At 48.6% G+C, this 24777-nt stretch carries 20 protein-coding genes, 1 pseudogene and 1 other annotated feature; of the genes and pseudogenes, 7 read left to right on the top strand and 14 right to left on the bottom strand.

Features of this window, described 5'->3' with window-relative positions:
* Positions 1-9: 9 nt before the first annotated feature.
* The 4 genes from DQG23_RS02760 to DQG23_RS02745 form a co-directional block, all read right to left on the bottom strand.
* Positions 10-930, bottom strand: coding sequence for a methyl-accepting chemotaxis protein (locus tag DQG23_RS02760; RefSeq protein WP_113029243.1), 921 nt, complete (start codon positions 928-930; stop codon positions 10-12).
* Position 931: 1 nt separating this feature from the next.
* A complete protein-coding gene (locus DQG23_RS02755; protein WP_158560263.1) occupies positions 932-3268 on the bottom strand; it encodes a hybrid sensor histidine kinase/response regulator in 2337 nt (778 codons plus the stop codon).
* Between the two features lie 684 nt (positions 3269-3952).
* Complete coding sequence (locus tag DQG23_RS02750) at positions 3953-4342, bottom strand: MmcQ/YjbR family DNA-binding protein (protein WP_113029241.1); 390 nt, start codon at positions 4340-4342, stop codon at positions 3953-3955.
* On the bottom strand, positions 4332-4796 hold the full coding sequence (locus DQG23_RS02745) for an acetyltransferase (RefSeq protein ID WP_113029240.1): 465 nt from the start codon (positions 4794-4796) through the stop codon (positions 4332-4334). The genes DQG23_RS02750 and DQG23_RS02745 overlap by 11 nt, the downstream gene beginning before the upstream one ends.
* A 296-nt stretch (positions 4797-5092) precedes the next feature.
* On the opposite strand from DQG23_RS02745, the gene DQG23_RS02740 reads away from it, so the two are divergent.
* The 5 genes from DQG23_RS02740 to DQG23_RS02720 are packed head-to-tail and all read left to right on the top strand — an operon-like array spanning position 5093 to position 10455.
* Positions 5093-5836, top strand: a complete 744-nt coding sequence (locus DQG23_RS02740; protein ID WP_113029239.1) for a polyphosphate polymerase domain-containing protein — start codon at positions 5093-5095, stop codon at positions 5834-5836.
* The gene (locus tag DQG23_RS02735; RefSeq protein WP_113029238.1) at positions 5829-6515 is read left to right on the top strand and encodes a DUF4956 domain-containing protein; all 687 of its coding nucleotides are present in this window, start codon (positions 5829-5831) and stop codon (positions 6513-6515) included. The genes DQG23_RS02740 and DQG23_RS02735 overlap by 8 nt, the downstream gene beginning before the upstream one ends.
* 23 nt (positions 6516-6538) lie before the next feature.
* Positions 6539-8449, top strand: a complete 1911-nt coding sequence (locus DQG23_RS02730) for a carbohydrate-binding domain-containing protein (RefSeq protein ID WP_113029237.1) — start codon at positions 6539-6541, stop codon at positions 8447-8449.
* A gap of 32 nt (positions 8450-8481) precedes the next feature.
* Positions 8482-9438, top strand: coding sequence for a phosphodiester glycosidase family protein (locus DQG23_RS02725; RefSeq protein WP_113029236.1), 957 nt, complete (start codon positions 8482-8484; stop codon positions 9436-9438).
* A 6-nt stretch (positions 9439-9444) separates the two neighbouring features.
* Entirely contained in the window at positions 9445-10455 is a 1011-nt protein-coding gene (locus DQG23_RS02720; RefSeq protein WP_113029235.1) for a bifunctional glycosyltransferase family 2/GtrA family protein, read from the top strand.
* A 58-nt stretch (positions 10456-10513) separates the two neighbouring features.
* On the opposite strand, the gene DQG23_RS02715 is transcribed toward DQG23_RS02720, so the two are convergent.
* From DQG23_RS02715 to DQG23_RS02700, 4 genes and pseudogenes are all read right to left on the bottom strand, one after another.
* Positions 10514-11026: a GrpB family protein gene (locus tag DQG23_RS02715; protein WP_113029234.1), complete on the bottom strand. Its 513-nt coding sequence runs from the start codon at positions 11024-11026 to the stop codon at positions 10514-10516.
* Positions 11027-11215: 189 nt separating this feature from the next.
* Entirely contained in the window at positions 11216-11692 is a 477-nt protein-coding gene (locus DQG23_RS02710) for a low molecular weight protein-tyrosine-phosphatase (RefSeq protein WP_113029233.1), read from the bottom strand.
* Positions 11693-11957: 265 nt separating this feature from the next.
* Positions 11958-12950, bottom strand: a complete 993-nt coding sequence (locus DQG23_RS02705; protein WP_113029232.1) for a zinc-dependent alcohol dehydrogenase family protein — start codon at positions 12948-12950, stop codon at positions 11958-11960.
* Between the two features lie 124 nt (positions 12951-13074).
* A pseudogene (locus DQG23_RS02700) lies at positions 13075-14754 on the bottom strand (glutamine--tRNA ligase/YqeY domain fusion protein).
* 69 nt (positions 14755-14823) lie between these two features.
* Positions 14824-15077, bottom strand: a binding site (T-box leader).
* A 223-nt stretch (positions 15078-15300) separates the two neighbouring features.
* Between DQG23_RS02700 and DQG23_RS02695 the strand changes: the two are divergent.
* Together DQG23_RS02695 and DQG23_RS02690 are read left to right on the top strand one after the other, a co-directional pair.
* On the top strand, positions 15301-15888 hold the full coding sequence (locus DQG23_RS02695) for a sigma-70 family RNA polymerase sigma factor (protein ID WP_113029231.1): 588 nt from the start codon (positions 15301-15303) through the stop codon (positions 15886-15888).
* On the top strand, positions 15866-16627 hold the full coding sequence (locus DQG23_RS02690; protein ID WP_113029230.1) for a DUF4179 domain-containing protein: 762 nt from the start codon (positions 15866-15868) through the stop codon (positions 16625-16627). The genes DQG23_RS02695 and DQG23_RS02690 overlap by 23 nt, the downstream gene beginning before the upstream one ends.
* A gap of 103 nt (positions 16628-16730) precedes the next feature.
* On the opposite strand, the gene DQG23_RS02685 is transcribed toward DQG23_RS02690, so the two are convergent.
* The 6 genes from DQG23_RS02685 to DQG23_RS02660 all read right to left on the bottom strand — a co-directional run bounded on the left by DQG23_RS02685 (position 16731) and on the right by DQG23_RS02660 (position 24704).
* A complete protein-coding gene (locus DQG23_RS02685) occupies positions 16731-18146 on the bottom strand; it encodes an alpha-L-fucosidase (RefSeq protein ID WP_113029229.1) in 1416 nt (471 codons plus the stop codon).
* A 96-nt stretch (positions 18147-18242) separates the two neighbouring features.
* Positions 18243-19856 carry an ABC transporter substrate-binding protein gene (locus DQG23_RS02680; RefSeq protein ID WP_113029228.1) on the bottom strand — a complete coding sequence of 538 codons (1614 nt, stop codon included), beginning with the start codon at positions 19854-19856 and terminating at the stop codon, positions 18243-18245.
* 34 nt (positions 19857-19890) lie between these two features.
* Positions 19891-20787 (bottom strand): carbohydrate ABC transporter permease, encoded by an 897-nt coding sequence (locus tag DQG23_RS02675; RefSeq protein ID WP_113029227.1) that lies wholly within the window; start codon positions 20785-20787, stop codon positions 19891-19893.
* Positions 20788-20799: 12 nt separating this feature from the next.
* Positions 20800-21615, bottom strand: coding sequence for an ABC transporter permease (locus DQG23_RS02670; protein ID WP_420330199.1), 816 nt, complete (start codon positions 21613-21615; stop codon positions 20800-20802).
* A 255-nt stretch (positions 21616-21870) separates the two neighbouring features.
* The gene (locus DQG23_RS02665) at positions 21871-23685 is read right to left on the bottom strand and encodes a cache domain-containing sensor histidine kinase (protein ID WP_113029226.1); all 1815 of its coding nucleotides are present in this window, start codon (positions 23683-23685) and stop codon (positions 21871-21873) included.
* Positions 23685-24704 (bottom strand): response regulator transcription factor, encoded by a 1020-nt coding sequence (locus DQG23_RS02660; protein WP_113029225.1) that lies wholly within the window; start codon positions 24702-24704, stop codon positions 23685-23687. Before DQG23_RS02660 ends, DQG23_RS02665 begins: the two co-directional genes overlap by 1 nt.
* Positions 24705-24777: the final 73 nt, after the last annotated feature.

Raw genomic sequence — 24777 nt, 5'->3', positions numbered from 1 at the left:
ACGTCTCAATTATTGAATTAACATTTTGGCCTGTTCGTCCAGCTTTCCGGCTGCCTCGCCGATGCCGGCGAATTCATCCATAGCATTCCGAAGCTGTTCCCTGCTGCTGATAACGGCATCCCTCGAACTATTCGAGCTTTTGCTGACACGCCCCACCTGTTCGGCAATACCTTCGATCGAGGCTTGTATCTCTTTGGCCGCCGCTTGAACCTGTTCCGACAACCTGCGCACTTCAACTGCGACGACGTTAAACCCGCGTCCATGCTCTTTAGCATGAGCAGCCTCAATCGCAGCGTTCAGCGCAAGGAGATTCGTCTGCGAGGCAAATTCCCTCACCGTTTGAACGATGTTTCGTACGGATTTCGCTTGTCCCTCCAAATCATGCAGGTGACGGATGTTCGATTCATTCTCATTTACGACGTTATCCATTATATCGGCCACTTGCCGTCCGCGTTTTAACCCTTGATCGGAACGGTTCTTCACATAGGCCGCCATTTGCTGCAGCTCGTCCATCATGCGGATATTCGCCTGCTCCCGTGCCGTTATGTTCGTGGCTATTTTTAGGACCGCCACGGATTCCCCTAGATTATCGCGAATTGGCATGTAGGTCGCTTCTAGCCAAATGCTCGTACCGTTTTTGGCAACACGTTCGATTTTCTCTTGAAAAGCGCTGCCTTTCCTCAAATCATTCCAAAACTGCTCATACTCAAGACTTTTACTAAATTCGGCCGTGCAAAATTGCCTATGGTTTTTGCCTGTTAGTTCACTTGCTTGGTAGCCCATACAATAGGCGAACGGCTCATTTGCCCATAGAACTTCGCCTTGCATATTAAACTCGATCATTGCAAGCGAGCGCTCAATCGATGCTAGCACGGCGTTGCTTTCAAGAACTTGCGTTGACTCGTGAACAAATTGCTTTTCGAAAATCAACTTAATCCTCCTCCTGCATTCCCTTAGCAAATTCTATGAACTTTCGAATCTCTGCTATCAAATAACTGTAATCGAGTGAGCTCTTCAGCATTATGTTTTTAACGAATCCGTCTAAAATTTGCCTTTCTTCTGCCGTTATCGTTTTGGCGGTAATGACGACAACCGGGACATTGTGCCATTCTTCACGATTGCGCAGCTCGGCGATGAATTGAAAGCCGTCCATTTCCGGCATCATCAAATCCAGCAAAATAATAGAAGGTAGACTTTTGGACATTTGCTCGAGAGCATGACGCCCGTTTCTTGATTGGATTACCGAATATCCTTCTTTTCGCAAAAACTTGGTCATAATATCGGTGGTCGCCGCATCGTCCTCAATAACTAGAATTTGATGGTCGTCACGTTCGGTAATATATTTTTCCATAACTCTGATCAGTTGCTCCCGCTCAACCGGCTTCGTCAAATATTCTGAAACGCCAAGCGTATAACCCAGCTGCCGATCGCTGGTCATGGACCATATGACGACCGGAATATCCATTAGCTCCGGATCGTTTTTCAGCGACGCAAGCACACTCCAACCATCCATGCTCGGCATGAGTATATCCAGACAGATGACCTTGGGGCGCAGTTTTTTGGCAAGCTTTAGTCCTTCGGGGCCGTTATCCGCATAAGCCAACGTCCAGCCTGTTCTGGCTAAATAACGTTTCATCAGCTCGCGGTTGAATACTTCGTCGTCGATAAGCAAAATGCTGACCTCTTCAGCATCTTCCACTTCGAGTTCAATTGCATCGAAAGCGATCGGCAAAGCATAATTCGACGATTCTTCCGCAGCGACCGGCAGCCAGCACGAGAAAATCGTGCCCTTGCCGAATTCGCTTTCGACGCCGATTTCGCCGCCCATTAAATGTATAAAACGTTGACTGATCGCAAGCCCGAGACCGGTACCCCCATACTTCCGCGTCGTGGAAGCGTCCGCCTGCGTAAAAGGCTGGAACAGCTTGGCGATTTGCTCCGGCGTCATTCCGATCCCCGTATCCCGTACGCGAAACACATATCCGTTCACATTGGATCGGGATTCCATATAGGCGTCGAATTGGATCAGTCCGTCCTTCGTAAATTTATTGGCATTGCTTAATAAGTTAATTAAGATTTGCCTCATTTTCGTTACATCGATGTTTAGTTCTCCTTCTTCGATGCACTGTGTCCGAATTTCATTTCCGTTGCCTTCGAGCAGCGGCCTAATCGTCGTCAAAACGTCATGGATCAAATCCTGCAGGCTGCATGTTTCCAGACTAAGCTCCATTTTTCCTGCTTCGATCTTTGAAATGTCCAATATATCGTTAATCAAAGCAAGCAGGTGACTGCCGGCTTTCCTGATCTTGCCCAAATCCTCCGCGAAAATCGACTCCCCAAGCTCTTCGGCTTCTTCCTGAAGCATTTCGCTGTACCCGATAATCGCATTTAGCGGAGTCCGCAGTTCATGGCTCATATTGGCCAAAAACTGGCTTTTGATCAAGCTTGCTTGAATGGCCTCATCACGCGCTTTCGCGAGCTGTTCCGTACGTTCGGCTAATTCGGCCTCCGCTTTGACCCGGTCCGTAATATCCGATCGGATCGATATAAACTGCCTGGGCGCCCCGTCGCTGCCGAGGAACGGAACGATCGTCGTATTCATCCAATATTCGCTGCCGTCCTTGGCCCGATTTTTGACCTCGCCCCTCCAAACGCTTCCCCCTTTAATCGTTTCCCACATCTCTTTAAAGAAGGTTTTCGGATGATAGCCTGAGTTAATGAGCCGATGCGTTTTGCCGATAAGCTCGTCCCGATTATATTTGGAAATCTCGCAAAACTTCTCGTTAACGTACGTAATAACGCCTTTGTCATCGGTAATGGCGACGATGGAGGACTCATCCAAAGCATTTTCGATATCGCGCAAATTTTCGATCGTTTGGTTTAAAACCGTTTCGCTCTGCTTGCGGTTCGTAATGTCGGTTCCGATAGCCACATGCTGCAAAATCTCCCCTTTGTCATTCACAAACGGGATAATCGTAAGGTTAACCCAATACTCGCTGCCGTCCTTGGCCCGATTCTTCATTTCCCCTTTCCACACTTGCCCTTGTCCGATCGTCTCCCTTATATCCTGAAAATGCTCAATGGGATGAAAACCCGAGTTGATGATGGTATGGTTACTTCCGATGAGCTCGCTTCTCTCGTACTTGGAAGCTTCGCAGAAACGATCATTGACATAAGTAAACCTCCCTTCTCCGTCCGTTATCGAAACGATCATCGAGGCTTCAAGCGCCTCCATAGCTTTGGGGCTGTTCTTCAGTTCTACTAACATCATCTGCTCCTAACCGGCATTCGGATGAATGCTGTTTTTGTTTATTTCAATCCAGTTTTATCGGCGACAAATCGCCGGTCCTTATGTAACTATTTGAAATTCGGAATGCTCCTATCAATGGTTGAAAAATGTGACTAGAAAAGACGCCGTATTAAAGAAAAGAACGACGATGGAGCCCCTTACCCGGTTAAATGTACCAAATCATGCCTTCGACAATAAGTATAGGAGTTATGACCTAATTTCGTATATACCTTTTATGAAAGATTTTTGAAAATTATAGGCTCGAGCTGCCGCTCATGCGGAAAAGCCGAAAAAAGAGTCCGCAATATAACGCGGACTCTTGTTTTGATAAGCTAACCTCATGATATGACAGGTATAGGTTCGTTAGTAAAGTCTATGTGTAGAGATGCTACGATAACCAGCTACCTGGAAGGTGCCGTGAAGCGCGGCTTGGGGGGCTAACTGGAAAACATACAGTTATTTTCGGCTAAAAGGTGAGAAAAAGACAATTAGCTGGGAAAAATGCATGTAATTTGGTGCATTTCTTCATATTCGGGATTTTTCAACGAAAATAACTGTAGGTTTTCCATTAAATTCTACAATTCAAGGGGTTTTCCGGAAATTAACTGTATGTTTTCCATTAGTCATAACGACGCTTGCGAGTACCCTTTGTTTATCTGCGGTTTAAGCGTTGAACGACCTGCCGGCCACGAGCGCTTGAAGCTTCTTTGGCGCGCGCGCCATATAAGCGCCGCCGATCGCGCCGGCGATGTCTTCCCATTCGGCCTGGCGGTCGAGCCGCACGCCGATCCATCCGAGATGGCCGACATAAGCCGGGATGTAATAAATGTCCGGCTCCGCTTCGACAAGCAATGATTGAACGCCTGACGGCGCCGCGCACCATAACGCTATTTTGCCGTCTCCGTGATGGTTGTTATGGTATTGGACGAACGACTTCTTCTCGTTGACGAAAAATGTCGGCGCGCCGTGACTAATCCGCTCGCTTGTGCCCGGGAAAGACAAGCAAAGCGCTCTAACCTTGTCCAATAACGGATTGCAGCTTTCATCGCTCATCGGCGCTCGCCTCCGTTTTGCTTAAATGAAGCAGTGGAAACGGCCGTCCCGAGCTGTCCAGCTCCGAGCGTCCCGTCCGTACAAAACCGTAGCGTTTGTAAAATGCACACGCTCCCTCGTTCTGCTCATTGACATCAACTTGAAGATTGCCGCCCTTTATCGCTTCGGCATGTTTTATTAAGCGTGTGCCTATTCCTTTCCCATGATATTTCGGATCGACGAACAACATCTCGATTTTCGTTCCGTCCAGCCCGATAAATCCTCTCGGAACGTTATTTTCGTTTTGCTCCACCCACAACTCGACTTCATCCAAGGCGCCGTTTTTCACCATTTGATGATAAAAATCAATATCCTCTTCCGTCAAAAATGTATGCGTATCACGTACAGCCTCGTACCAAATTTCCACCAATCTATCGTGATCTTGTTCTTGAAAAGGGACAATTCCGATTCGCATGCTCCAACCTCCGTACTTGCTGCTTTTTTCGTTATTGTATCATTTTTTTAAATATAAGTTTATATGTTCCACCTATCAAGTGCCTATATTTCAACGGTAAACGCGCCCGTCCCAAAGGTAGGCGAAGCCGTTTATCCTTGTTACGGATTGCCTCACGTTCGATCCAAATACAGCAACATTCAGCAGTCTTTCAGCGAACGCTCATGAATCATTCAACTTGTCTTCAGAGCCCCTTCAGTTTAAGGAGATATACTTCGAATAGTGACGGAAACGAACGCGGAAAGGTGAGCTGGAATATGGCAATTGAAGTATTCAACCGATATGAAAATAAATATTTGCTTGACGATACGGCCGTTCACCGGTTTTACAACAGACTGCTCGGCTATATGGAGCCCGACGATTACAACAAAGAGCATCCGTTCTATTCCATCAGCAACATTTACTACGATACATGGGACGACGCGCTTATTCGTAAAAGTCTCTCGAAGCCGAAGTATAAAGAAAAGCTTCGATTGCGAGGATACGGCGTTCCGAAAGAAAACGCAAAAGTGTATTTGGAGCTGAAAAAGAAGGTATTCGGCCTGGTCAATAAACGAAGAACAGCTCTTCGGCTCCAAGAAGCCTATGATTTCATGAAGCCCGGAATTGAGCTTGAGCTTAAGCCTTATATGAACAAGCAGGTGATTCAAGAGATTCAATATTTTATGCAGCGATACGAGCTTATGCCTAAGGTATATTTGGCATATGAACGCAAAGCGCTGTTCAGCATCGATAACCGCGATCTTCGCATTACGTTCGACACCAATATCCGGTCCAGGCGTTGCGACCTGAAGCTGGAGGACGGCGACCACGGCGAAGCCTTGCTCGAACAGGGGCGATGGCTGATGGAAGTCAAGGCGGAGAAAACGATGCCGGTCTGGCTGTCGAAAATGCTTTCGGAGCATCACATGTTTCGAACGAGCTTTTCCAAATACGGCAACGAGTATAAAAAGTACGTCGTAAACGTCAAAAGCCGTCAGGGGGATTCCCAATATGCTTGAATCCATCTTTACATCGACCGAGGCTGCGACGGATTTAACGTTAACCCATGCCATATTAACCATCTTGATTTCTATTTTGTTGGGCTTGATCATCAGCTTCACTTATATGAAGACAAGCTTACGCAGCGGCTACTCGCCCAACTTTACGTTAACCATGGTCGTGCTGCCTGCAATCGTAGCCGTCATCATCCTCTTGATCGGAAGCAATATCGCTAGGGCATTCAGTCTGGCGGGAGCTTTCTCGATCATTCGATTTCGCAGCGCGCCCGGCGATCCTAAAGATATCGCTTACGTTCTGCTCACAATGGCGGCCGGACTGGCTGTCGGCGTAGGCTCCTTCGGTTATGCCGCATTATTTACCGTTTGCCTTTGCGTGCTGATGTTCATTTTGAACGTAACGAAATTCGGACTTAAGAAATCAGCGCAGCGTTTGCTTAAGGTCACGATTCCCGAGGACCTCGCCTATGAAGAAGCATTCGACGAAGTATTTAAAAAATTCAATATCGTCTATGAGCTTAAGAAGGTCAGAACGACTGAGCTTGGCAGTCTTTATGAATTGGTTTATTTGGTTACGATGGATCCTGTCACGAATCAAAAACAATTTTTGGACGCGATTCGAGTCCGTAACGGAAATTTGGACATCGCTTTAACGATGAGTCCCACGACTACAGACTATTAAACATTTCGGAAAGGATGATCAAAATGAGCAAATATCGTACAAAGCTAGGGGTCGTTCTTCTATGTACGGCAGCCGTCTTGGCCGGATGCAGCGGAAACGGCGGCAGCAACGGCAATTCCACAAGTATTCCCCCCTCTTCGCAATCCGATTCCGCAGCTGCGCCGACAACTGCCGCGGCGAATGCTTCGAATGCAGCAGGCGCACCTGAGAAAGCGACTTACAAAGACAACGATTACGCTGCCGATTGGACGAAAGAAAATCCGACCATGATCCGTTTTAACGGTGCAACTGCAAGCGTCGAAGGGTCTGGTGCGAAAGCGAATGACAAGTCCGTTGCCATTACGTCACCGGGTACCTATGTGCTTAGCGGAGCTTGGGATGACGGTCAAATCTCGGTAGACGTGGCAAAAACGGAGACGGTGCATTTGGTTCTGAACGGAACGCAGCTTCACAGCAGCGACAGCGCTCCGATCTACATCAAGGAAGCGGACAAAGCGATCATTACTTTGCAGGAGGGAACAAAAAACAGCATATCGGACGGCGAAACTTACGCCTCCGCGGACAATGCCGACGACGAGCCGAATGCGGCCGTCTTCAGCAAAGCGGATCTAACCGTGAACGGCACCGGTTCGCTTGTCGTTCACGGCAACTATAACAATGGCTTGACAAGCAAGGACGATTTGAAATTAACAGGCGGCACAATCGAGGTACATGCAGCGGATGACGGGATTATGGGACGGGATCTGGTAGCCGTCAAAGACGGGACCATCACCATCGATGCGGGCGGTGACGGCATCAAAACGACGAACGATACCGAAGCCTCAAAAGGAAACATCGCCATCGAAGGCGGAGTGTTCACGATTAAAGCCGGGAGTGACGGCATGCAATCGGCTGCCGCCATCAGGATCGACGGCGGCACCTACGCGATCGTTTCCGGCGGAGGCAGCGCAAGCGGCGCGGCGAAAACAACCGACGCCAAACAAGGCATGGGCGGGTCCCGAAGCTCCGCACAGCAAGCTGCAAATGCGGATACGCCGAGCGCCAAAGCGGTAAAAGCGGCTTCGAGTATTGCCGTATTCGCCGGAACGTTCACGCTTGACTCCGCAGACGATGCGCTGCACAGCAATGGATCGATTGCGATCGCAGGCGGTGAAATGAAAATCAACTCCGGCGACGACGGCATCCACGCGGACACTTCCATTGAAATCACGGGAGGAACCATCGATATCGCCAAAAGCTATGAAGGTATCGAAAGCTCGGAAGTAACGATTTCAGGCGGCGACATTCACCTCGTCTCAAGCGATGACGGCGTCAATATTTCAGGAGGCAACGACGGTTCTTCCGTCGGCGGACGTCCGGGACAAAATCGCTTCTCTTCCACAGCAAGCGGCAAGCTGGCGATCAAAGGCGGCTCCTTAACGGTGGATGCAGCCGGCGACGGCTTGGATTCGAACGGTTCGATCGTCATGACCGGCGGCACCGTTATTGTCTACGGTCCGACAACGAATAATAATGGCGCTTTGGACTATGACGGAACCTTCAATTTGAGCGGAGGCACCTTGATCGCGGCGGGAAGCTCCGGCATGGCCATGGCTCCTTCCGAGGATTCCGGTCAAATGTCCGTCGTTATGACATTTCCCCAAACGCAAGCGGCAGGCAGTTTGATACAGCTTAAAGACGGCGAAGGGAAAGTTGTCGCAAGCGTCACACCGGCAAAAGCTTATCAAACGGTCGTTATCAGTTCGCCGGAGCTGCAAAAAGACAAAACCCTCACCTTCTTCTCGGGTGAAACGAAGGTCGTCGATTTCACAATAACGGGCTCCGTCACTTGGTTGAACGAGTCCGGCGTCACGACCTCCCGCAATGCGGGTCCCGGGGGCGGCGGAATGGGCGGAGGCCGCGGCGGAGCGGGTGGAGACCGGACCAGACCATAAAGCTAAGCTAAAGAAGAAAGGGTGGCGAAGTTATGTTTTTCAATCAACGTCCGCGCTTGCGAAAACGGCTCTTCATTGCGGCGGTATGTATCGCAGTTGCAGGCGGCATCCTTTTCAAGCTCGCAGATCGATACCTGATCGAGCATGTCGAGACCATCGTGGCCGCTCCCGCCCCCTCAGCGGAACCGGATTCCAACCTTGCAGCGGATCAAGAGAGCAACGTCGAATCCGAAGTGAAATCCGACGATTGGAGCTACAGCAGCGACGATCTTAGCATCTCGATCGAACAAGTGGCAACCGGCGAAGGCGGCGATCGGATTACGTATTACGTAGCCGACGTCATAACTTCGGACGCTTCGGTGCTGCAATCCGCCTTCGCCAAAAACAAATTCGGGCGAAACATCATCGAGAATACTTCCGACATCGCTTCCGCTCATCAAGCCGTTTTTGCAATCAACGGCGACTATTACGGCTTTCGCAGCGACGGCGTCATCATTCGTAACGGTACGCTATATCGGGACGAACCGGCCCGGGAGGCCGTCGCTTTATACAAAGACGGTACAATGGCCTCCTATGACGAGCAAAAAGTATCCGCACAAACATTGCTTGATTCCGGCGTCCTCCATACGCTTTCATTCGGTCCCGTGTTGATTGAAAACGGACAGCTTCTCCAGAACTTCGATAAGGTCAAAATCGATACGAACTTCGGCAATCGTTCCATTTCGAACGCTAACCCGCGTACGGGCATGGGGATGATCGCGCCGAATCATTACGTGTTCGTCGTTGTCGACGGCCGGCAGAGCGACAGCCGGGGGATGACGCTGGATGAATTTGCGCAATTATTTGCCGATCTCGGAGCGAAGGAAGCGTACAACCTGGACGGCGGCGGTTCATCGACAATGTATTTTATGGGCCGCGTCGTGAACAATCCGCAAGGCAAGCAAGCGGAGCGCGGAGTAAGCGATATCCTTTATTTGGGGGAGGAGTAAACGATCATGACCGTATTGATTCCTTCATATGAACCGGATTACCGTTTGGTGGAGCTGATCGAGCGGCTTAGGGCCATGACGGATGCGCCGATCGTCATCGTTGATGACGGCAGCGGCGAACGCTTCCGCGGGATATTCGAAGCCGTGAAAGCGGCGGGCTGCACCGTTCTGACTCACCTCTCGAATATGGGCAAAGGGAGAGCTTTAAAGACAGGCTTTCAATACATTATGGAGCACGGATGGAACGAGGGAGTCGTCTGTGCGGACAGCGACGGGCAGCATGCGCCGAAGGATATCGTCGCAGTCGGCCAAGCGATTGAAGCTCGCGAGGCGACGATCGTTCTGGGCAGCCGAAGATTTACGGGGAAGGTGCCGCTCCGAAGCCGCATCGGAAACCGTCTCACAAGCAAAATATACGACGCGGCGACGGGGATCGGCATTGGCGATACACAGACCGGCCTTCGCGGATACCCGAACCAGATGCTCGGCTGGTTATGTCAAGTGCCGGGAGAGCGGTTCGAATACGAAATGAATCTTCTGCTGGAAGCTCCCGCACAAGGATACGGCATTTCGGAGCTTCCGATCGAGACGATTTATTTGAACGATAACCGTTCCTCCCATTTTCGTCCGATTGCGGATTCGTTCAAAGTTTATAAACCAATTTTGAAGTTTTGCACATCCTCCGTTATTTCCGGCGTTTTGGACTTCGTGCTCTTGCTGCTTCTTCAGTTTCTGACCTCGAACCTGCTCGTTTCCGTCGTTGGCGCAAGAGTCGGGAGCTCGGCAGCGAATTACGCTATGAATCGGCGGTTCGTTTTCTCTCGTCCTGCGAAGAGAAAGGTCATAAAATCCATGTCGCGATATTACGCGCTGGCAGCCGCGATACTCGCGTTTAATTACGGGCTTCTCTATGTTTTGCATACCTTCTTTGCTATTCCCATCGTGCCGGCAAAGCTGGCCACAGAATGCCTGTTGTTTGCAATCAGTTACTGGTTTCAGCGAAAGTTTATTTATTAGAGATTGTCGCTAGGCAACCCATTTCATAGTTTTAAGTTGAAAAGCTTCTCATGCGCTATTAGTTCCTAAACCAATGTAACGCCGTTCTTTCCAGTTCTTTCACGAATTCATCTTTACCGTCCATATAAGCTTCGATATCGTTTGGAAATTGCTTGGCGAGATTTTCTTTTAAATCCCCATACTGTACGACTGCCTCGGCATGCGTTCTGAGATAGTCCCTTACAGCCAAATGACGCTCGATATCTGCTTTATTATCAGCCTGAAAAGCATGCACTTGATGCGTTCGATCGTCGCCGCCTTTTCTGAAGTACCTTCTCCCTTTCATGCCAAGCTCGCCCATGCATTCGTAGCCGAGCTTCGTCATTTGCTCGTTGAAGGAATCGATTTTTGCGATGTCTTTCACAACCGGCATCATATCGATGATCGGTTTGGCCTTCAAGCCCGACACCGAAGTGCTGCCAATATGATGGATATCGATTAGCTCCTCGCCAAAAATCGTTTTAATTTTGCTGGATTCTTCTAAGAACATTTGATTCCAATTATCGTTATACGCTGTAACTACGACCTTCATCCGACTAACCTCCACATTCCAAAGGATATACTGTAAAAAATAAAATAGGGCTACGCCAAGACATCCCTTGGGTCAGCCCTATACATATGGCCCGCAACTGTAAAATCGTCCTGCCTCTTTCGATCGTCAGACCTGCATCGGTTTGATAATAGCTTACGTTCTTTCCATTCATCAACGGAAAATATCGATTTACTTATTCGTTCCCAAGTATTCGAGCAAAGCATCGCAGCCTTTGTCGACAAGCTCGTACACTTCCTGAAAATTCCCCGTATAATAAGGATCCGGAACGTCTGCTAGCGCAACCTCCGGAAGCAAATCGAGCAGCTTGATGATTTTCGCGCCCGTATTTTTACCGAGCCGATTCAGATCGGCTTCATTCTGCGAATCCATTGCAACGATGCAATCGTAATCGGAGAAGTCGGCTGAGGCAACCTGTCTCGCACGCTGCCCTTCATGACTGATTCCGTACTCGTCAAGAATCTTCCTCGTTCCGAGATGCGGCGGTTGACCGACATGCCAGTCTCCCGTTCCTGCCGAATCGATCCGAAAACGGCCCTCGATTCCCAAGTGCCGAACTTTATGCCGAAAGATAGCTTCCGCCATCGGAGAACGGCATATATTTCCTAAACATACAAATAAGACGCTAATTTTCTTATCGTCAGCCATTTCTCTTCCCCCTGAAAAGTCATGCCTCCTCTTGCTAACGCTGTCTTCCCAGCACATCTGCAGTTAGAAGGTTCTCTTTTGCTCTAACGATAGCATAGGGGCTGCCCGTCTGCAAATTTCGGTGGGTTACTCATATCACCATTGCCGGAAACCGCTCAACCTTCTAAGGTACTCCTAAACTACTTTCCATCATAGAAATGTCCCATCGTCAATACCCCATTATATGGTATTCACCAAGCGGTCTTCTATTTATTTATCAACTTTCCTATATGGAAGTCAGAAAAATTTTCCCATTATTACCCTCTGCACTTCTAGCTGCTTGAACGGCTTCCCGTACCGACGATAAATCGTAAAATGACGCCGGCTTCATAAGCTCCAGCTTTTTGTCTGTTATAAGTGACATCAACCGGTTAAAAACTTCATGCCATGCCTGCCCGGTTACTTGTTCATTCCAATGCCGCAAATGAAACAATTTGACGTTAACATTCGTCTTTTGTGTAACCTCCGCCCATTGAACAGGCATACCCGATAAAAGCCCTATGGTCAAAATCGTACCGTTTGAACGCAAGCTGTACGCCAAATCCGCGCCATCCAGACCGCCCACCGAATCAATAGCTGCGTTCGCCCCAAGCCCCTCCGTAAGCTCCAGTACCGCGCTCCGCAAAGATGTTTTTGTCGTGTTGATCACATAAGAAGCACCAAGCTGCAGCAATTCCTTCGTATAAGAGTCGTTTCTAGTAACGGCAATCAAACGAAAACCGAGGATCTTTGCAAGCTGCGCAAAAATACGGCCGATCGAAGAGCCGCAAGCATTTACGACTAATACATCGTCCTGCTGCAAATGTAAAACCTCCGTGCAGGCAAGCCACGCCGTTACCGGATTGATGTATAGCTGAGCGGCCGTGTAATCCTCTATGCAATCAGGTACGCGGACTGCCCATTGAGCCGGAGCTTTAACGAATTGCTGCCATGTCCCTTCCCCCCGCAAAGGCAAAACGCGTTTGCCGAGAAGCTCCCGTGAAACGGAATCGCCCGCTTCCTCAACGATGCCGACCCCTTCATATCCCGGTATGGCAGGAAGCGAAATCCGATGAGCATAAGCACCTGTAATCGGAATCAAGTCGGACGGATTGATGGGCCGATCAAGCATGCGTACCAGAATTTCGCCGTAGCCGGGTTTTTCGACTTTCTTATTTTCAACCGTTACTACTTGCTCGGGAATACCGAACCGGGAATATGTAACACATAAGCCATCCATCAAAAACCTCCTTTGTTCTTAATAAATTTTACATCATTTTCTTCATGATACGTACGGGTATTACTGAAATAAAAAAACCGGTCCGCCTCCGCAAACCCGAGCTCAGACCGGTTCTATACAGCTTCTAACGTTTGTTCCAACTATCCTTCAACGGAACGATGCGGTTACAAACAAGCCTTTCAGCAGTAGTAAGCTTTTTATCTACACAAAAATAGCCGTGACGGAAAAATTGAAATTTTTGTTCCGGTTGCGCATGTTTAATAGAAGGCTCGAGCAAAGCATCCTTTACGACAACAAGCGAGTCCGGGTTTACCGCATCCTTCCAGGTCTCGCCCTCCTCGTTCGGAACGTTCGTTTCAAGGAGCAGCCTCTCATATAGATTGACGTCTACTTTGACTGCGTGTTCCGCGGAAACCCATTGGATTGTCCCTTTTACTTTACGGCCGGAAAATCCTGTGCCGCTCTTCGTCATCGGATCGTACGAGCAGCGAAGCTCGATAATTTCCCCTGTGTCCCGATCCCTGATCATTTCCTCGCACTTGATAAAATAGGCACCCTTCAGCCTGACTTCGGCATTCGGACTCAGTCTGTGAAAACCTTTGAGCGGATGCTCCATAAAATCGTCCCGTTCGATGTAGATCGTCTTGGAAAATGGGACTTCCCGTTTACCAATCACCTCGTTTTCGCTGTTGTTCTCGATCGTCAGGAGTTCCGTTCGTCCCTCCGGGTAATTGACAATGACGATTTTCAGCGGCTTCAAAACTGCCATGATGCTGATCGTTTTCGTTTTTAAATCCTGCCTTAAACAATGGTCCAACTGTGAAATGTCTACCGTACTTTGGGTACGGATGCCGCCGATTTCTTCAATGAAGCTGCGTATGCTTTCCGGCGTGAATCCCCTTCTTCTTAACCCGCGCAGAGTAGGCAGCCTGGGATCGTCCCAGCCGTCTACATAGCCCTCTTCTACCAGTTGGCGCAAAAACCGTTTGCTTGTCACAACACCTGTTAAGCTAAGTCGTCCGAACTCTCTTTGCCGGGGCGGCTCAGCAATTTGGAGTTTATTTAACACCCAATCGTACAACGGACGATGATCTTTGAATTCGATGGAGCATAAGGAATAAGTAATGCCCTCAATCGCATCTTGAATCGGATGGGCGAAATCGTACATCGGATAGAGACACCATTCATTCCCTGTTCGATAATGCTCGGCATACAGGATGCGATAGATGACGGGGTCCCGCATGTTGATATTCGGAGAGCCCATATCGATTTAGGCGCGCAACACTTTGGAGGAGGCTGGATAGCGGCCATTTTTCATATTCATAAAAAGCTCCAGGTTCTCCTCAACCGTCCGGTTTCGATAAGGACTGTTTCTGCCCGGCTCGGTTAGCGTCCCTCGGTACTCTGTAACTTCCTCCGGCGACAAATCGCAGACATAAGCTTTTTCTTGCTTGATTAGGCTAATTGCGGCTTTACATATTTCTTCCGAGTAGTCCGAGCCATAGTAAATATGAGCTCCCGGATCGTAGCCGAGCCACTTGATATCCTCAATAATCGCGTTCACATATTCGATATTCTCCTTAAGCGGATTCGTATCGTCAAAACGCAAATGGAACGTTCCTTTATACCTTTGGGCTATTGTGTAATTGGTGTGTATGGCGTAGGCGCTGCCGATATGAAGATAACCGTTGGGCTCGGGAGGAAATCGCGTACACATAGTTCTGGTAAATGGCTCTGATTCCAGCTCCCCGCCAATGAGTTTCATCAAAAAATGCTCCGTATGGAGCCCCTTCTCGTTTTCCATGCCGACTCCTCCAATGAACGTATTTAGCGATTTCCGCACAAAAAAAACCTCACCTCCAAGACCACTTGTCTTGGGGACGAAATTTTCGCGGTACCACCCCAGGTTCATTAATATGTCGCCATATTAACCTCTTCAAGTACGGCACTGGATCCAATGCTTATACTCTAGCTCTGTAACGGGAGCTCCCGTCATGTCATCCCCCGCGAAGGTTCCTTCATGCTGCTCAGAGGCTTGGTTCGGGGAGAAGTTCTTTGCTCCATTTCAGCGGGCGGAGCTCTCTGTGAAAGAACGTTCTTCCTTACTCTTCTCTTCATCGCGTTTTGAATATTTCTCCTATAATAACAAATCGGTTCCAGCTTCGCAAACGGCAAATTTCCTAGCTATAAAACGATTAGGCATTCGTTTGGTTTTTGGCAACTTATACAAGGAACTGCAATCGCAATAATCCCCTTATTTATTACGTCAATTATATAATTTTATTTTTTAGTGAACGTTTCCCGGCTAAGGAGCCAATACATCGTGTATACAATTTCAGGGGGCCCTCTTATGAATGATCAGACGCTCGAACTGTGGCTGGAACGCCTGATGTCCGGAGATCAGGAAGCGATGGAAGCCATTTATCAAATGACCCGCAAAAAGGTGTACGGTACCGTCGCCGTGCTGATTCGCCGCAAAGAAGATGTCGACGATATCGTTAGCGAAATTTATTACCAGCTTTGGCGCTCGCTTCCTGCTTATGACCGAAGTCGGCCGTTTCATTTTTGGCTAAACGGCATCATGATCAGGCAAGTCAATAATTGGCGCAGACAAATTTGGAGAAGATTTCGACTGCTGGAGAAGAACGACCGTTTGGGTGAAAAACCGCATGCGGAAATGCCGGATGAAGCTTGGATTGAAACGGAGTCTCAAAAAGAAATCCAACACGCGATCAATCGCCTGCCCTATAAACTCAGAATCGTAGTCATCTATCGGTTTTATTACGATTACACTTACGATCAAATCGGCGAACTGCTGCAAATCCCGCAAGGCACGGTTAAATCAAGAGTTCATCTGGCATTGAAGCAATTGCGCAAAAGGTTCGACACCAAACTGGACGGGGAGGCTTACCGGCATGTCTATCTCAAAAAAAATTGAACAAGCACTAACGAAGCATGTTGAAGAAATTGAAATTCCTGAAGAAGTCGATCAGCGTGTCAGACAAGCTTTTATCCAGTTTCACCAACAAAAGGAGACGAATAAAATGAAAAAGAAATTGATCGTATTCAGTATTGCCGCCGCCGTTTTGATTCCGACGGGAGTATTCGCCTCCATCGGCGGTTCATCCTATTTCTTCAACAAGGAGGCCAATATCAACGGCCTGGTGGATAACGGCGTCAAACAAGCGTTATCCGAAGGATCGTCCGTGCCGCTCGACGTGAAAATCAAGGATCAAGGCATCACTGTTCATTTCAAAGAATTGTATACCGAAGATACGAAAATTCTCATTCATTACAGCATGGAGCTGGAAGATGGCAGCTTGGTTCCCTATGTTTTCGATACGACGGGTTTAAACGTACGTTCGGATGGAAAGGAAAACGGAAAGCAAACCGAAAATCCGACCTATCAACAATCTGGGCTTGAAGGATTCAACGTGCTTCCTTTCATTGGCACGGATAAAAAAGACAATCTTCCCTTTTACCTGACGGATAGCGCAGGGAAAGAAATCGAAACGGGAATCGCGGAGAAGGATAAGCCGGAAGGCGTGATCGCTTTTGTAACAAGCGGAACGAAGCTTCCTCAATCGGTCGATTTGAATGTGAACATTAACCGGATCGGAACGATGACAGGCAGCTGGAAGGGGAAAATTTCGATTGATGTAGGTAAAATCAAATAAGCACTACGGTCGCTGCATCCACTTGGATTGTAGGTCGCTGCAGTCGAAAAACACGAAAAAAGAGCCTTGATCGCCATCTATTAGGCAATCAAGGCTCCTCTATTTAGCTCCTATAAACCTCAAAAGCGGACAATGTCGGACACCATCTCGACTCCGTAATCGTGATCCGTACGTACCTTGATGTAACGGCAGGGAAACGGCATATTCGCTTATAACCGATAACCGTACCGGCATAAAACGGCTTCCATTCGCCCGCCGCTTCATATTCCAGCTTGAACCGTTCTATTCTTTGACTGTAACGGTGTTCTTGCAGAACAATATGGTCGAACGAGGCTTCCCGCTGCAAATCAATCTCTAGAAGTGCTTGCTCCGTCCCTTCTTCCGGGGCCCAATACGTATCTTTATTTCCGTCCAAAATGTGCCCTGCCTCAAAGCCGCTCCTCTGCTCGGAGGCGGAAGCCGTGGCCATCGCAGCTAAATTATGCTGGAACGTTCGGCGAAGCACATCGCCGAATTCCCGAAGCCGTTTCACGTCGTTTTCGTGAATCAACCCTCTCCGGTCCGGGGGAATATTCAGCAGAAAAGTCGCATTGCCGCCGACGGAGCCATAATAGACGTTAAGCAGTTCTTCAACCGATTTGACTTGATCGTCCTCCGAGGCATGATAAAACCAGCCCGGCCGAATAGACGTATTGACTTCCGCCGGATACCAAACCAGCTCTCGCTCATGGCTGATGATCGCCCTGCTCCCGAGATCCTGATCCTGCGAATCGTAGCGCTTGGCGAACTCGCGGTCATCCGCTTGCTGCGATTTTTCCTGAATCTTCTCGTTATCCCGCAGGGAAGCCGGGACGACGCTCCATTCCGATTCCCGGCATCGCCCCGCTTCGTTTCCGCACCACCGAATATCGGGGCCGCATACCGAGATGACCGCATTCGGCTGCAGCTCGCGGATCAACGCATAATAAGCATCCCAATCGTACACTTGACGTTTGCCGTTCGGTCCTTCGCCGCAAGCGCCGTCAAACCATACGCAGAAAATATCCCCATATTGAGTCAGCAATTCTCTCAATTGATTCTTAAAATACTCGTTATACCGCGGTGTATCCCCGTACGAACGCTCATGCCTGTCCCAAGGCGAAACATAAATGCCGAATTTCAGACCGCCTTTGCGGCATGCATCGGCAACCTCCTTCACGATGTCGCCTTCGCCGCTGCGCCAAGGGCTGTTCTTGACCGAATGCTCCGTATAACGGCTCGGCCATAAACAAAATCCGTCATGATGCTTGCATGTAAGAATTAGCCCGCGCATCCCGGCAGCTTGACAAGCCTCCACCCATTGGTTCGCATCGAATTCTACCGGGTTGAAGATAGCCGGATCCTCGGTACCATCGCCCCATTCTTTGTCCGTATACGTATTTACCGTGAAATGTATGAACGAATAAAATTCCATTTCCTGCAGAGCCAGCTGGCGTTCCGAAGGCTGTATTTGCGCAGCGTATCGAATAAAATGGTCCATGACTGCTTCCTCCTGTGCTGCGTATGATCGCATGTCAAACCTAATTATGCATCCCGCCGAGTCAGGTTTCAACGATTAATTTGTTTTCCTTTGCATTCATTTCTTTTGCTTTGCATCGTACGCTTCCTGATAGATTTGCAAATAACGCTTGAGGTTCATGCCGTCCATTTTTTTCAAATACCCGTCCCATTCCTTCTCGACGTCGATATCGCCGGTTACCGCTCTGGCCAAAAACTCTTTCTTGTAGTCGGTTATCGTCTTGCTTAACCCCGCGAGCTCCTCCGACTGATCTTTCGTGAAGAACAACGGCGGCACCACTTTATCGGCATCGATTTTGGATGGCTCATATTTTTGCTTCGTCTCTTGGTACAGAATCGTTTCCTGCGTGCCTGGCGCCGCCGCTTCGCTTAAGCGAAACGCACTGGTGCGCAGCGACGGTCCCGTTTGCGACCATCCGTAGTTTTGCAGGCCCGTCAAGGTCACTAAACGTTTCCATTTGGCCGGTTCTCCCGCAATTGAAACATCGTTTGCGCCTCCCTTAGCCCATTCCTGATCCGGACGGCCGAAAACCGCTCGCATCGTCGCTTCTTCGCTAAACATGAAATCCGCCAGGCGAAACGCCGCTTCGGGATTTTTGGCCTTGTTCGAAATTACATAGGCCCCTTGCGAAAGCCCGTACGGATTAAGGGAAACGGATTTCATACCGCTTGGACCTTTCAGAGGAGGGACGGCTGCATAGTCCTTCACACGATCGGCGCTAGGCAAGAAGGAACCTGAATAGTTGGATGGAGCCGATCCGAGAATGATTTCCGGATTGCCCGACATTTTTTTCATGCCGTTTAAGTCCTGCGTAAACGTTTCCGGCGCAAGCAATCCCTCCGCGTACAGCTTACGCATATACGAAAGCCCGTCCTTCCACCCTGGCTGGGTGAATGCGACATCAATTTTCCCGTTATTTATAATCATATCGTTCATGTCCTTCTCGACGAACGCGGACATCAGGAACATTTCGGGACCGGAATTCACGTATCCAGACATCGGAATTTCATCTTTCTTGCCGTTGCCGTTCGGATCTTTCTCCTTAAACGCTTTCAACACCTCATAAAATTCATCCGTCGTCGCCGGCATTTGAAGTCCGAGCTTCGTCAGCCACCCTTGATTAATCCACATTTTTTGGGACATGGTGCAATGATAACATTCGTTGACCTGCGGCAAGCCGTAAATGTTGCCGTCCGGCGCCGTAATCGTTTCCTTTGCATAGGTAACCGTATTAAACATCTTTTTCGTTTCCACGCCGTACTTCTCGATCAGATCGTTCAAAGGAATAAAAACGCCGTCTTTCCCGTAAAGCGACATTTGTACCGGCGTTACGTTAAATCCCATAATGACGTCAGGGTAATCTCCGCCCGCCAACGTAATATTCAGCTTTTCTTGCGCCGATTTTTCGGGAGCCACTTCCCACTCGATATGAATATTCGTTTTCTCTTCCAGCCATTTGGTATATTCATTCGTTGCGAAATTTTCGACCAGACTGTTGCCGTACATCAGGACCCTCAAGGTCGTTTTGTCAGTCGTAATCGGCAAACTTCCGGCATCCGTCACCTTGGCTGAGCTTGCGGCCTCCGGCGTTTCTTCCTTTTGGGAACAAGCGGCTAGAAGCAGCGACAAACTTAATGCCGAACTTAGAACGATGCTCATCTGTTTTTTCATGCGACAATCTCCCCTTTTCGATAATTAGCTGTGATTAGCCCTTGAGCGATCCTATCATCATCCCTTTGACAAAATGCTTTTGGATGAACGGGTAAATGATGAGTACCGGAAATGTCGAAACGACGATTAACGAATACTTGAGCAGCTCCTTGAGCCCTTCCCGCGCCATGGCTTCCTCAACATCAACGATCATCGAGGAATCCACCTGGTTTTGCACCAAAATTTCTCTAAGCACAAGCTGCAGCGGATACATGTTCTGATCTTTCAAGTACAGCATCGCGTTGAAAAACGAATTCCAATGTCCTACCGCATAAAACAGCGTTATAACCGCAATGATCGGCCCCGATAACGGCAGTACGACCTTCCATAGGAACTTGAAGTCCGAGCAGCCGTCCATTTGCGCCGCCTCCAATAATTCGTCCGGAAACGTCGTGCGGAAGTACGTTCTCGCGATGATGACATTCCAAACCCCGATCGCACCCGGCAGAAGCAGCGCCCATCTCGTATTTAAAAGCCCCAAATCTTTAACGAGCAGATACGAAGGAATCAGCCCTCCGGAGAAAAGCATCGTAAACACGAAAATCGCCATGATCCAATTCCGGATATAAAAATCTTTTCGGGAAAGCGGGTAAGCCGCCATCAAAGTAAAAACGACGTTGATGATCGTGCCGACGCCTGTATAAAACAGCGAATTCAAAAAGCTTGTGCCGATCAGCTTATGCTTAAATACCGCTTGATACCCTTCCAGCGAAAAATCGACGGGCCACAGCCACACCTTTCCCGACATGACGGATTCGGGCGAGCTGATCGAAGCGCTCAAAATAAAAATCAACGGATACAGCACCGATACGGTAAACAGAAAAAGCGTCACATAAATCAAAGCATTGAACAACCGGTCTCCATTCGGTTCTTTAATTGCCGTGCTTTTCATCGTTCTCCCCCTTTACCAAAGACCTTCTTGTCCGACTTTTTTCGAAAGCCGATTGACAAAGAGAAGTAGGATTAAGCTGATAATGGATTTAAACAGACCGATTGCCGTCGAATAGGAATAATTGATTGCCGTTGAAGCGAGACCCACCTTATACACATAGGTATCGATCACTTCCGATACGTTCAGATTGAGCGGATTTTGCATGAGCAGCACCTTCTCGAATCCCGTATCCAAAATGCGGCCCGTATCGAGAATTAGCAGAATGACCGCAATGGGAAGTATCCCCGGCAGATCAATGTGCAACATGCGCCGAGCTTTGCTCGCCCCGTCCATTACCGCCGCTTCGTGTAGCGAAGGATCGATCGAGCTTAAAGCAGCCAAGTAAATAATGCAGGAAAAACCGACATTTTGCCAAAGTCCGGACCATACGTAAATGGATGAAAAATATCCCGGGTTGCTTAGAAAATTGACCGGCTCCATCCCTAAAAACTGCAGGATCGCGTTAACCACGCCCGTTCGCGGATCCAACACTTGAAAAATGATGCCGACCATGACTACCACCGAAATAAAGTGCGGGGCGTACGTAATCATTTGCACGGACTTCTTGAAGAACGCATGCTTCACGTAATTCAAGCATAACGCCAGCAAAATCGGAAAAGGGAAGCCGACCAATAGTTGATACAGGCTTAACCAGATCGTATTTTTCATGATGCGCCAAAACTCGTACGATTCGAAAAACCGTTGAAAATATTTGAGGCCGACCCATTCGCTTCCGATAATCCCTTTGGAAGGCACGTAGTTTTTGAACGCGATAAGCGCGCCGTACATGGGCACATACTTGAAAATCACGATGTACAGGACAGGAAGCAGCATCAACACGTACAGCTGCCAACCTTTTTTCATGCTGCGAAGCAGTGCGTTTCCACTCTGAGAGGTCGTCAAGTCTACACGATGCCTTTCCCTGCTAATATCCAATTCCAAAGCTCCTTTCTTGGCATGGTATAAGTTGCTGCAACTTGATTACAATCTTAGCTTCGCTTCGTCCTGGAAACATCATCATAATTTATTGTCGTATGAACGATTTTACGTTACCGGCAGCTTCCCAGGCGCTCGGGCGGCGGGCATCCGAAAAAGAACTGTAGTTCCTTCACCGGGCGTGCTGGTCACGGACAGCCCGTACTCGTCGCCGAATACCATCCGAATACGGCTATGCACATTTAATAAGCCGATGCCGCCATCCGTTTCGAGCTTCCCTTCGAGCATTTGCGACGGTTCATGGCCTTTCAGCCTGCTTTGGATCTCGGACAAGCTTTCGGCGGACATGCCGGCCCCGTTATCCGAAACCTCAATCAGGAACAAATCGTTCTCGATCTTTGCATCGATTGTTATCGTATGGAATTCTTCAATGCCGTCCGGAAAAGCATGCTTAAACGCATTTTCCACGACAGGCTGCAGCGTAAGCGTGACCATCTTTTCCAAAAGCAGCTCGGAAGGAATGGCTACGTCAAGCGGAAACTCCCGTTCAAAACGATGATTCATGATCGTCATATAATGCAGCAAATGCTTCAGTTCATTGGCGACCGTCACCTCTTCGAGATCCGTTCGAATGGCATAACGCAGCATATAGGCTAAAGCTCGCACAATTTCCCGTATTTCCTTGGAGTCTTGAATGATGGCGTAGCTGACGATCGTTTCCAGCGTGTTATACATGAAATGGGGGTTGATTTGCAGCTGCAGCGCCTGAAACTCCGCGGTTTTTCGGTGCAGAAGATTCGCCCTGTTTTCCAATTCCGTCTTGTACACCTGGTCGACCAATCCGGACAATCGGTCCACCATGATGTTGTAGCTCAAAATGAGTCTGTCGCGCTCATCCTTCTTGCCGAGCAAAGGAACGCGCGTCCAATTTCCTTTTTCCGTTTCCCTCATGGCCGCAACCAGCAACTGAATGGGCTTCGTAAAGGACCTGCCGAATTTGAACGCGACGAGCAGCGCAGCCAAGCAAGTAAGAATGGCGGATACGATTGTCGTTTGTCTGACATTCACGATCGGTTTTCTCATTTCCTCGAGCGACGTTGAAGCCACAAGCGTCCATCCGGAATATTCCGATCTTTTGTTATAAAAAACGCGGTTTACCCCTTCCAGCTCGGCTGTTACCGACGAGTTTCGATGATCCATGATCAGCGTAAACAAATCGCCGTCCAGCTGTTTGCCGATCTTCCTGGAGCTGGGATGATAAATGATTCGCCCTCGATCGTTCACGATAAAAAAATACCCGCTATCGCCCAGATGAATGCCCTGCCAAAGCGTTTTGAGCTCCTCGATTCGCATTTCGATGCCCAATATTCCCTTGAACGCTCTCGAGGTTTGCCGATCCGCAATTTTCCTTGTCAGCGCAACCGTTCCGTCTATAAAACTGTAATCCATCACCGTCATCCGCCCGTCTTCTCTGGATTGCTGCTTCAATTCTTCAAGGCTTTCCAGAATCGCCTCCTCCTTGGAGGCCGTTACGTTGTTGATATCGGTTATGATTTTCCCGTTATAGCCGAGCAAATAAACCATGACGATTTCCGGATTGGTTATCGAAACCGGCCGGAATACGCGTTCTATGATTTCCTTGGATTTCGAATAATATTGATAGACGTTGCTGTCGTCAAGCTCGAGAAACTCTTTGACAAGCGAAGAAGTTAGTACGGAAAGCGTGGCCCGCTCGTATTTTTCCAAATACAGGTCGGTATGGTGCAGGGCATTGTTCACGATTTGCGTCAGCATCTCTTCGTTATGCCGCTCCAATTCGGCGGATGAACGGACGTATATGGAGAAGCTCGTAATGGTAAGGGCAAGCAAAATGACGGCGACAAAGCTCATAAAAATTTTGAAAGTCAAATTCGACCGTAACATTACTTGATCCCCATCATGGCGCGATATTCGGTCGGCGAATAGCCGGTCATCTTTTTGAAAACCTTATGAAAATACGTATAGTTGGGAAAGCCTGCTTCCAGCCCGGCATCCACTACTTTGTACTGCGGCATCTCCAGCAAAGCTCTCGCCAGCTCGATCCGTTTGCGCATACGGTATTGCACAAACGATTCTTTGGCTATTTTCTTGAAATAATGACTGAAATACGCCGGTGTTAATCCAACCTTTTCCGCAATAGTCTCGAGACTAACATCTTCTTTAATATGTAAATCGATAAATCGTATCGCCTCATCGAATAGCTTCTTTTGGTTTCCGCTTCTGTAGTGCAAAATTTGGTTGGCGATTTCGCGAATCGCGTTTTGAAAATAATCGGCAGCCTCGCGGATGTTTAATGTGCTAATGACGTTTTGCGGCAAGACAGCCTTAAAACCTCGCGCTTGAAGCCTTCTTTGCAAAATATCCAACCCGTCGGCAACGAGCTGCTGACATTGACTCACTTGAACGCCCTCTTTCGCATAAGTCGTTCTCCAACGGTCAAGCAATTCCTCAAGCCGGATGTCGTCCAGCGTCCATATGGCCTCCTCCGCGTCCTTCAGCCACTCTTCATACAAAGATAATGAAACGGCGGTATGCTTCTGCAGAGAAAGCAGCTTATCCAGAACGGGATAAAGCTCCGCCTCCGTAACCGGCTTCAATAAATATTCCTTGACTCCGTAAGAAATGCATTGCTTCGCATATTGAAAATCATCGTAACCGGATATGATGACGACGCTCGTATTCGTCTTCGTTTCATGAATCGCTTTGCTAAGGGACAATCCGTCCATTTTCGGCATCCGGATGTCGGTTAGTACGATGTCCGGGGAAAAATGCTGCATCTTTTGCATAGCGTCAAGCCCGTTATTTGCGGCACAAACTTCCAGCTTGGGGTCATATTTTTTCACTAATGCTAAGAAGCCTTTCCGGATCATCGGTTCGTCGTCAACTATAAGAATTCGCTGCATAGGATGCACCTCTTTATCATGATAAAAGCCCACCTTGTTGACTGCGTTAAAGGCGCAATCTACTCAGGTGAGC

The sequence above is a fragment of the Paenibacillus contaminans genome (assembly GCF_003285015.1).
In the GTDB taxonomy this organism is placed as follows: Bacteria; Bacillota; Bacilli; order Paenibacillales; family NBRC-103111; genus Paenibacillus_V; species Paenibacillus_V contaminans.
Note: the sequence above shows the minus strand (reverse complement) of the source record. Positions and strands in the feature narration are given on the sequence as shown.